The 9478-nt window shown below is 38.4% G+C and carries 12 protein-coding genes and 2 rRNA genes; 5 read left to right on the top strand and 9 right to left on the bottom strand.

Annotation, left to right across the window (positions count from 1 at the left end):
- The 4 genes from ACKI30_RS01000 to cgi121 form a co-directional block, all read left to right on the top strand.
- A 23S ribosomal RNA gene (locus ACKI30_RS01000) occupies positions 1 to 178 on the top strand; the annotation flags it as partial.
- A gap of 136 nt (positions 179 to 314) precedes the next feature.
- Positions 315 to 432: ribosomal RNA gene (gene rrf / locus ACKI30_RS00995) — 5S ribosomal RNA — on the top strand.
- A gap of 96 nt (positions 433 to 528) precedes the next feature.
- Entirely contained in the window at positions 529 to 1998 is a 1470-nt protein-coding gene (locus tag ACKI30_RS00990; protein WP_407409116.1) for a (R)-citramalate synthase, read from the top strand.
- 13 nt (positions 1999 to 2011) lie between these two features.
- A complete protein-coding gene (cgi121, locus tag ACKI30_RS00985) occupies positions 2012 to 2488 on the top strand; it encodes a KEOPS complex subunit Cgi121 (RefSeq protein ID WP_407409114.1) in 477 nt (158 codons plus the stop codon).
- Here cgi121 and ACKI30_RS00980 read toward each other — a convergent pair.
- Genes ACKI30_RS00980 through ACKI30_RS00955 form a run of 6 tightly spaced genes read right to left on the bottom strand, consistent with a single transcriptional unit; the run spans position 2472 to position 6956 of the window.
- A complete protein-coding gene (locus ACKI30_RS00980; RefSeq protein ID WP_407409112.1) occupies positions 2472 to 3425 on the bottom strand; it encodes a DegT/DnrJ/EryC1/StrS family aminotransferase in 954 nt (317 codons plus the stop codon). The genes cgi121 and ACKI30_RS00980 overlap by 17 nt on opposite strands.
- Before the next feature lies 1 nt (position 3426).
- Positions 3427 to 4599 carry a hypothetical protein gene (locus ACKI30_RS00975; protein ID WP_407409110.1) on the bottom strand — a complete coding sequence of 391 codons (1173 nt, stop codon included), beginning with the start codon at positions 4597 to 4599 and terminating at the stop codon, positions 3427 to 3429.
- A gap of 47 nt (positions 4600 to 4646) precedes the next feature.
- Positions 4647 to 5573 carry a glutamine-hydrolyzing GMP synthase gene (guaA, locus tag ACKI30_RS00970; protein WP_407409108.1) on the bottom strand — a complete coding sequence of 309 codons (927 nt, stop codon included), beginning with the start codon at positions 5571 to 5573 and terminating at the stop codon, positions 4647 to 4649.
- A 2-nt stretch (positions 5574 to 5575) separates the two neighbouring features.
- Entirely contained in the window at positions 5576 to 5830 is a 255-nt protein-coding gene (locus ACKI30_RS00965) for a hypothetical protein (RefSeq protein ID WP_295162633.1), read from the bottom strand.
- Positions 5823 to 6392: a GMP synthase subunit A gene (locus ACKI30_RS00960; protein WP_292740457.1), complete on the bottom strand. Its 570-nt coding sequence runs from the start codon at positions 6390 to 6392 to the stop codon at positions 5823 to 5825. Before ACKI30_RS00960 ends, ACKI30_RS00965 begins: the two co-directional genes overlap by 8 nt.
- A 42-nt stretch (positions 6393 to 6434) precedes the next feature.
- Positions 6435 to 6956: a hypothetical protein gene (locus ACKI30_RS00955; protein WP_407409105.1), complete on the bottom strand. Its 522-nt coding sequence runs from the start codon at positions 6954 to 6956 to the stop codon at positions 6435 to 6437.
- Positions 6957 to 7002: 46 nt separating this feature from the next.
- Between ACKI30_RS00955 and ACKI30_RS00950 the strand changes: the two genes are divergently transcribed.
- Positions 7003 to 7149, top strand: a complete 147-nt coding sequence (locus ACKI30_RS00950) for a hypothetical protein (protein WP_407409103.1) — start codon at positions 7003 to 7005, stop codon at positions 7147 to 7149.
- A gap of 7 nt (positions 7150 to 7156) precedes the next feature.
- On the opposite strand, the gene trxB is transcribed toward ACKI30_RS00950, so the two are convergent.
- The 3 genes from trxB to ACKI30_RS00935 all read right to left on the bottom strand — a co-directional run bounded on the left by trxB (position 7157) and on the right by ACKI30_RS00935 (position 9206).
- Positions 7157 to 8068: a thioredoxin-disulfide reductase gene (gene trxB, locus ACKI30_RS00945; protein ID WP_407409101.1), complete on the bottom strand. Its 912-nt coding sequence runs from the start codon at positions 8066 to 8068 to the stop codon at positions 7157 to 7159.
- Positions 8069 to 8121: 53 nt separating this feature from the next.
- Positions 8122 to 8661: a glutathione peroxidase gene (locus ACKI30_RS00940; protein WP_407409099.1), complete on the bottom strand. Its 540-nt coding sequence runs from the start codon at positions 8659 to 8661 to the stop codon at positions 8122 to 8124.
- A gap of 86 nt (positions 8662 to 8747) precedes the next feature.
- The gene (locus ACKI30_RS00935) at positions 8748 to 9206 is read right to left on the bottom strand and encodes a MarR family winged helix-turn-helix transcriptional regulator (RefSeq protein ID WP_407374764.1); all 459 of its coding nucleotides are present in this window, start codon (positions 9204 to 9206) and stop codon (positions 8748 to 8750) included.
- Positions 9207 to 9478 lie beyond the last annotated feature (272 nt).

Genomic DNA, 9478 nt, shown 5'->3' with positions numbered 1-9478 from the left:
CGGGCAGCTACGCGCTAGGTGATAAAGGCTGAAAGCATCTAAGCCTGAGGTATCCCCTGAAAATAGATTGCTTAGGACGCGAGTAGAAGACTTGTTTGATGGGGTAGGGATGTAAGCTTCGAGGTTTTTTTCCGAGTTGTTGAGTCCGCTGCTTCCAATTGTTCGCTTGCATTATTTTAATTGTTAGTAGACTAATATTGAGCTTTATTCAAGTGATATATGGTCTAATAATAATCTAGTTAGGTGTTAACAGTAAGGGTGAAAGTTGCACATTATTATAATTTATTTTTCATACTCATTTGTAATAGTATAAGTATTGCGGTCATAGCATGGGGGTTATACCTGGTCTCGTTTCGATCCCAGTAGTGAAGTCCTTTTGTGTTTTGTTTGTGTACTATGGTTTTCTATGGGAATTTCATTTCGCTGCAAGCTTTCTCTATTACAATTATTACTTACTTATTTTTATCTGTTTTTTATAATATTTTTCTTTTACATAATACCAATATTGCATTTTTTTTAGGTGATTTGATGAATATTAAAATATTAGACACTACTTTAAGAGATGGGGAACAGACTCCAGGTGTTTCTTTAACTGCTAAAGAAAAATTCAGAATAGCCAATAAGTTGGATGAAATTGGCATAGACTATATTGAGGCAGGGTCTGCCATCACTTCAGAAGGTGAAAGGGAATCCATTAAGGGGATTACCTCTCAGGGATTCAATGCTGAAATTTTAAGTTTTTCAAGACCTTTAAATGTCGATATTGATTACTGTTTGGATTGTGATGTGGACGGTGTCAATTTAGTGGTGCCTACATCAGATTTACATATTAAAGACAAACTCAAGACAACCCGTGAAGACCTTTTGGACATGTCCAATAATGCAGTTGATTACTGTAAGGATCATGGCTTGATTGTGGAGTTGTCAGCTGAGGACGCATCAAGAAGCGACATTGACTTTTTGAGGAATGTTTATGTTAATGCAATTGACCATGGTGCCGACAGGATTTGCGTGTGTGACACTGTAGGTATTCTGACTCCTGATTTCTCTTTTGATTTGTTTTCCAAATTGTGTGATATTAATGTTCCTGTAGCATGTCACTGCCACAATGATTTTGGTCTTGCTGTTGCAAATACATTGTCCGCCATCAAGGGTGGCGCATCTGAAATTCACACTACCATCAACGGTATTGGTGAGAGGGCAGGAAACACTTCCTTTGAAGAGTCCGTTGTAAGTATAGACAGGCTGTTTTCACAATTTTCCACAAATGTCAAGATCAATGAAATTTATGACGTTTCCAAACTGGTTGCAAGATTGACTGGTGTTTATATCCAGCCGAACAAGGCAATCGTAGGTGAAAATGCTTTTGCACATGAATCAGGAATTCATTCAGATGGAATTATAAAAAATTCCGCTACTTATGAGCCGATGACTCCTGAACTTGTCGGCCGCAAGCGCAAGTTCATCATAGGAAAACATATGGGAACCCATGGCCTGAATTCCCGCCTGAAGGAATTGGGCCTTGACGTCAATGAGGACCAGCTTCAGCAGATATGCTGTGACATTAAGGAACTGGCCGATAAGGGTAAGACAGTAACCGATGTTGATCTTCAGGTTATTGCAGACAATGTTCTGGAAATAAACCATGAGGACAGGATTAAGCTTGACGAGCTTACTATCGTTTCAGGTAACAAGGTAATGCCTACAGCATCAGTCAAGATAACTGTTGATGATGATGAAATTCTCAACGCAGGTGTCGGTTTAGGTCCTGTGGATGCTGCAATCAATGCGCTCAAGACTTTGGATATTTTTAAAGATATAAACTTGATTGAATATCACGTAGATGCGATTACCGGAGGTACCGACGCATTCATTGATGTAATAATCAAGCTTCAGAAAGGGGATAAGGTAGTATCTGCCAGAGGTACTGAGCCTGACATTATCAACGCCAGTGTAAAGGCTTACATTGCAGGTGTTAACAGATTGCTTAGGGATTAGTGGTTACATGCATATGGATAATATACAGATTTTTGGTTTCAAGGCGACAATTAACTCAGTTGGAGAAACTCTTGATTTAATTGACGGTTTTAAAAAAGATGGTGGAATAATCCAGCTTCTGAATGCGGATGCGGTGGTCAGCCGCAATCATATAATTCATGGTGTCAATCAGGCTTTCCTTGCCTTTGAGCGAGGTGAAAACCTGGCCAAGGACATCAGTGTTGAAATAGTTTTGAGATGTTCAGCTCAGCGCCAGATTTCCAAGGCATTTAAGATTTTAGGTTTGGCGGAAGGTGAGATGAACCTCTGCGCAGTGCTGATTAACAGTGATGATCATTTGGATGATTTGTCTGAAATATTCACTCCTGACGACAGCGTCTTGATGGCTGATGAGGATAAAATTAAAAAGATATATGGCATTGATGATGATGTGATGCCTTTGGAAGACTTGATAATAGATAGGATAACCAGACTTACAGTTGACTATTAACCGCTTCTATGATTTTGTCAAGATGTTGCCTTTCAAGGCAGTCATATGACAGATTCTTTATTTCTATTGCAATTGCCTTTTGTTTCACGCGGTTATAGTTCGGACATGTTGTGATGAATCCGCTTTTGTCAGTTGTCAGCTGCTTTTTCAAATTCCAACTTATCTCTTTTGCATTGCTGTGCGGAATAATTACATTGATGCCTCTTTTATTTGCATGTAATGTATTTTCTATACTGTTTTTTACATAGTTTGTTGCATTTAATGAAAGTTCTAGTTTTTTATCAACATTCTCAAGTTCGCTACATATACCGGCACATACAATTTGAGAAGTTTTGCTTAATTTTTGTGGAAGTGAAGTTCTTTTAAAAATTTCGGAATCATTTGTGGAGATGAATCCTCCTCTTCCGACATTGATTATTTTCGGTGAACCTGTGGATGCGATGATAATGTCTGAAAGATTTCCGTTTCCAAGCAGTTTTTTTCTATCTCCAACTCCTGCGGATGCATCCTCAATGGTTGTGATTCCATTGTTTCTGCAGTATCTTGAAATCTCTTTTGTGTCCTGCTCCGCACAGTATCCTGCAAAACTTGTAAAAATCAATGCTGAATTGTCCTTAATTTCCAAATCGTCAATGTATTTAGGATTGATTAGTCCGGTATCGGTTTTCAGGGTTACAATATTTTTGTTTAAAAACTTTGCAATCTGCTTGAATCCGTGCCATCCTCCCTGGTCGGGAACGATGATGTCTCCTTCAATAGCTGAAAGCGTAATGAATATGCTGTTGTTTCCGCTTGAGGTAATTCTTGCGTTTTCATGTGATGTCAGCTCACAAATTCTTGAGACGGCTTCGCTTTCATAATCTGTTCTGTCGCTGCCCTTTGCAACTTCAGACATAGCTTTCAATGTTTTTTGTGAAGGAGTTTTAAACTTGAACATATTATCCCTTTTTAAAGTACATATCCAATGTGGTTTGCTTTGTGTGAAGCATTTCATTTAAAAGAGTTCCCTGCTTTACGTATCTTCTGATAGGAATCCTCAGTTTGGTTCCGGAGTATTTAAGACAATCCTCAAGTGTTTCAAATTCAAGGTATGGTCTCATCATTGCTTCCTTGATGTTTTCCCTGACGTTGAACACGCCCAGCGGAACATATCCGTCATAGGCTTCCCTTAATATGATTAGTCCGGACTGCTTTTTGATTTTTATGAGATAGTCGAGAACTGCCATCTTTGCGGTGTAGTAACATCCGCCAACTCTTGAGTATTCCTTTTTGCCGCCGTTTGTTTCATAATCTGAAAATATCAGTTCCTCATTTTTCATGAGCTTGATGAATGCCTCATACCATTCGTACTGCCATTCGGTCGGTGTGAGAATTATTATGTAATAGTTGTTAAGCGCCCCGAATTCGAATACCCTGTAGGTGTCCAGTCTTTCGAATTTTCGCACTTCCTTTAAAAACTCATCGGCAAGGGTTGAATCGCATGCTGTAATTGACCAGCGTGTCGGAACAAGTCTTCTTTTGTCTTTTGTTCCGATTGCACCAACAGAAAATGCCTTCTGCATTGCGGTAAACGGCACGTCCTTGTTGTGGAGGTTGAGTACCGCTTCAGTTGCCTTCAGGTCGGTATCATAGAATGTCTTTTCCAATTGGTGGTCCCATCTGACCGCATCGATGTCGAACTTTTCGATGACCGCACTTGGTCCGTGAGGCATGCTGTCCTCAGTAAGCATGGATCCTGTAGGTCTTCTTCCGAATGTAGCTTCACTGTCGATGGACTTTGATGCAAGGGATATGTCCTGCAGCTTTTCAACGAAAGGATTTTCCAAATCGTCAATTTTAATGAGCTGTTTTCCCCTAACCAGGTTCATCCTGTAGTTTATGATTTCATCCTGGGTCTTGTTTTGACCAATCCAGTCCTCAGGGGAATCCATGATGTGAGTGTCCCCCATCTGTGAACTCATCATAGGTCCGGCATACACCTTAGGATAGGACCATCTTCCGATGAACACTGATGGCGGGGTGGTTCCTTCGAGATTTTTTCCAACATTGACGGATTTCATCTGTATTTGTTCAGTCAATTTGGCCAAATAAGCATTTTTTGTGGTTTTCATGGTTTTAAAAAAAGTAAAAAAATAAAAAATACTAATTAAAGTATTTTTTAACAGAATTCGATGGTTGCAGGTGGTTTATCACTGACGGATAAAGCAACGTGTGTAACTTCAGAAATTTCGGAAGTGATTCTTTTTGAGATGGTCTGTACAACTTCCCATGGAAGTTCAGCAACTGATGCTGTCATTGCATCGATTGAGTTGACCACTCTGACGACTACAAGATATCCGAAGTCCCTTTGGTCTCCTTTAACACCGGTAACTTTGGTGTCTGTCAGGACTGCGAAGTATTGCCATACATCCTTGTTGATTCCTGCGCCTTCAATTTCTTCACGGACAATGTGATTTGCTTTTCTGCAGATTTCAACATTTTCTCTTGTAAGTGCTCCAACAACACGAACTCCAAGACCAGGTCCTGGGAAAGGTTGCCTGTAGACTGTTGTTGCAGGTAATCCTAACTCGTCACCGATTTCCCTTACTTCATCCTTGTAAAGGTCACGGATAGGTTCGCATAATTCCAGTTCCATTCCGCTTGGGAGTGCAAGGTTGTGGTGGGATTTGATTTCTCCTTTGGTTTCAATCCAGTCAGGTGCGATTGTTCCTTGTACAAGGAATTTTGCTCCGGATTTGATTGCTTCCCTTTCGAACACTTCTATGAATACTCTTCCGATGATTTTTCTTTTCTCTTCCGGATCTTCAACTCCTGCGAGTTCGTCCATGAATTCGTCGGAAGCGTCTACAAACTTGAAATTTAATCTGTCTTTGAAGGTGTCGGTTACTTGTTCCACTTCTCCTTCTCTTAAAAGACCGTGGTCTACAAATACTGCAGTCAAATTGTCACCGATTGCTTCTTGAACAAGAACTGAACATACTGAACTGTCCACTCCTCCGGACAATGCGATGATTGCTTTTTCATCACCGATTTGGTCTTTGATTTTTTGGATTGCGTCCTCAATAAATTCTTTTGGGCTTAACATTATTATTCCTCATCTTCTTCGTAATCTTCAATAATTTGTTTTATCATAGCTTCAAGACCATTGTCGTTACCAGCTTCAATGGCTTCGAAGATATCATCGTATTTTATAAATTTTTCTAGTTTTACGGATTTGGCTCCAATACCGGAAATTCTAAATCCATATTCTTCATCGCCAATAGGGATGTTTACGTATTGTCTTTTTAAACCAGCCTTGTTGTCTTGTGCCTTAGTCGCTAAATCTTCTGCATTATCAATCATTATTTACACCTTGACAGATTTTATAAAAATTCTTAAAGATAATTTCTCCTTTTGGAGTATGGTGGACTTCCGGATGGAACTGGATTCCATAAACGTCCTTATCAACATGCTTAAAGGATTCAACATCGCATAGATTTGAACTGGCCAGGATTTCAAAATTTTCAGGGATTGTTTTGACTTCATCTTTGTGTGAAGACCAAACGTCCATTTCAGGGGCCAATCCTTCAAATAGGTTTTCTTCATTTTTAATATTAATTTTCACTTGAGCATAGCTTTCAGTATCTGAAGTTGTAACTTCACCGCCATATGCCTTTGCAATCAGTTGGTGTCCAAGGCATATTCCAAGGATAGGAATGTCGAAATGCTTAATGTATTCCTCACTGTTACCTGCACCTTCAAGTGAAGGTCCTCCACCCAATATCAATCCGATAGGGTTTTTGGATTCAATCTCTTCAATGGAGAGATCATTTGAAACCAGTTCGGATGGAATCTGAAGATATTGCAAACTTCTTTGAATTCTATGATTGTATTGTCCCTTATTGTTGATTACTATAATAGTCATTTTATACTCCATGAAAATATAATGAAATTAGTTTTGTTTTTTTTATTTATTATAGTTATCATTAATCTCAATGGATTTTGTAATATTTTCAATAAATTCTATATCTCCACCTTCAATAATGATTAAATGGTCATCATCTTTGTAAACTCCTGCGACATCACAGTCGACCTGGCCGCTGACTCGGGTATTTGATATGAATAATGTTGTGGTATCGGATATCCTGTTTATCTGAGGGTCGCTCACGCTGATAATGTCCTGCAGGACTTCTTTTGAAAAGTCAATGCTTTCTCCTGTATTTGCGCGGTATGAACTCTCGACATATTGCTTGTTGAAACTGGTGATTGTAAGGTCAATGCTCTTGCATCTGTAAACGCTTCCCATATTTGGGTCTGATGAATACTGGTAGGTGACATCTTCAAATTCACAGTTGCGGGGCGCTTTAATTGAAAACTCGCCAAAATCATATATTGCTGTTGATTCGGCATAGAAACCGTATGCAACAATAATCAATGCCGCAATGAAAAATACTGATAGGATTAATGCAACTTTCTGTTTCGGTTTCATATAAATCACTTAAAATATTTATATGATATCAAATAAATCAATTCCTATGGAATTTCAAGATTTAGTATTTATAATAGTTGCAATTCTGGTGGCAGTAGTGATTTTGAAAATATTCATGTGGCTGTTGCCTGTAATAGTGGTGTTGCTTATAGCATTCTTCATTTACATGTTTTTAAAAGAACGCTATAATTAAAAAAAGTTTAATTCAAGTCGTTGTAGGCTGAAGTTGCAGCAACTGCACCTTCTCCACACGCAACAACCCATTGTTTAAGACCAACACACACATCACCAATTGCATAGACGTAATCAACATTTGTTTTTTGATCTTTATCTATGATTATGTGGCCTGTCTCGTCGAGTTCGACACCTAACTGTTTTGCAAGTTCAGTGTGGGGAAGATAACCTACGCTGATGAAGACTCCATTGGTTTCGATGTCTTTTAACTCTCCTGTTTGGGTGTCCTTAAGTGTAACTGACTCAACAAGCATGTCTCCCTTGATTTCTTCAACGGTTGCATTCATGATTGTAGGTATCTCTTTTTCCCTTATCATGTTCTGCAGGTGTTTTTGGGCTCTGAATTCATCCCTTCTGTGAACAAGAGTGACGTTTGCTCCAAGGTTTTTAAGGTATAGCGCTTCCTGAAGTGCGCTGTTTCCCCCTCCGACCATGATTATGTCACGGCCTGCAAAGAAAAATCCGTCGCATGTGGCGCAGTAGCTTACTCCTTTTCCTTTGTGTTCCTCTTCGCCTTTGGCTTCAAGGTGTCTGTGGGAGCTTCCTGTTGCAAGTATTATTGTTTTTGAGAGATATTCTCCATTGTTGGTCTTGACGGTGAATCTGTATTCATCATCGCTTTGTGTTATTTCCAGAACCTCTTCCATTTCGTGAAGCTCTGTATTTTTTGTTGCCTGTGCTTTCATCTTTTCAATCAGCTCAAGGCCTGAAATGTTGTCGAAGCCGGGATAGTTTTCCATTTCCGGAACTTCACGGCCAAGGCCTCCTGCAAGGTCACGGTCAATAATCAGGTTTTTTGTTCCCTGCCTTCCGGCATATATTCCTGCAGTCAGGCCGCCAGGTCCTGCACCAATAATGATAATGTCATATTTGTCCATTTTAATTACCTCTAAATATTATTTGGTAATTATATTTAAAAAAAGAATAGGATTTAAATTAAATCCTTTATCGCCTGTTTTACATCGCCCATGTCTTCGGTAGGCTCGAACCTTCTTACAACATTTCCTTCACGGTCGACAAGGAATTTTGTGAAATTCCATTTGATGTCGTTGTTGTCCTTGTAGTGTCTGTCCATTGCTTTTAGGACAAGTTTTAATTTGGTTGCGCCTTTTCCGGTGATGTCCTTGAATGGCTGTTCGTTTTTGATGTATTCAAATAATGGGTCGGCATTTTCTCCGTTAACGTCAATTTTGTCAAAAATTTGATATGGAACCAGCCATTTGTTGCGGCAGACCTCTGCAATCTCTTCGGTTGATCCTGGTGCCTGGTTTCCGAACTGGTTGCATGGGAAATCTAAAATTTCAAAACCTTCTTCGTTGAATTCGGCATAAATTTCATTTAACTCGGTGTACTGTGGGGTGAAACCACATTCTGTTGCAGAGTTAACAATCAATAGTACTTTGTCTTTGAATTGGCTTAGGGAAACCATGTTTCCGTCACCGTCTTTTACTTCAAAATCATATATTGACATTGTATTTACCTCGTTAATTTATAAAAGACTTAACTTGGTTAAGACTTGTTTATTTATTTTAAGGGAGGTAATATATAAAGGTTACTTTATTTCAGTTCGGTGGATTCTTTGACAAAATCATATAGCTGTTCCTTAAATTTGAAAAATTCGTCATTGGATAAATTTTTGGTGATTTCTCTTTCCCATCCGCATGTAATGATGTTAATTTTAACGAATAGCTCTTCTCCATTGTCTGTCAATTTAAGAACATTTCGGCTTTTGTTGTTTTCATCCTTTTTCTTTTCGACAATTCCCTTTCTGACCAATTTTTTTACCATTTTGGCAACATTCGCTTCAGAAACGAATAAGATTTCTGCCAATTCTCTTTGGGAAATTAATGGGAAGAATTTGATGTTGTAGATGTATGTCAACTCGCCGTAAGTGATTTCAACATCATTCAGTTTGTCCTTCAAAAAATTATTATAACTTAATAATATGTACTCCATGTACAGGTTTGTCGGAGTTAAAACAATTCTGTCTTTTTGCCAGTTTGAATTATCCACCATGGTATTCCTCAGTTTAAATTTTAGTCAATAGTTTATTTGTCATTTTTTTCATTTAAAATTTAAATATTTTTTAGATTAAGTGATGTGTTTAGCAATTATGCCAAAATTATGTGACAATGAGTTATATTTTCCTTTTTTTGAGTCTGTAAAATTTTATAGGCTTATTTGATTTTTATATGTTTTTGTGTCCAATTTTGCATTTGGAAGTCTAAGAATGTCAGAATTCCTTTTTTAGTTTTGTATAATTTCTTTATTATTTCTGGGTTGGTTTG

The sequence above is a fragment of the Methanobrevibacter sp. genome (genome assembly GCF_045539575.1).
Classification (GTDB): Archaea; Methanobacteriota; Methanobacteria; order Methanobacteriales; family Methanobacteriaceae; genus Methanocatella.
The sequence above is the reverse complement of the archived record's forward strand: the minus strand, read 5'-3'. Positions and strand labels throughout refer to the sequence as shown.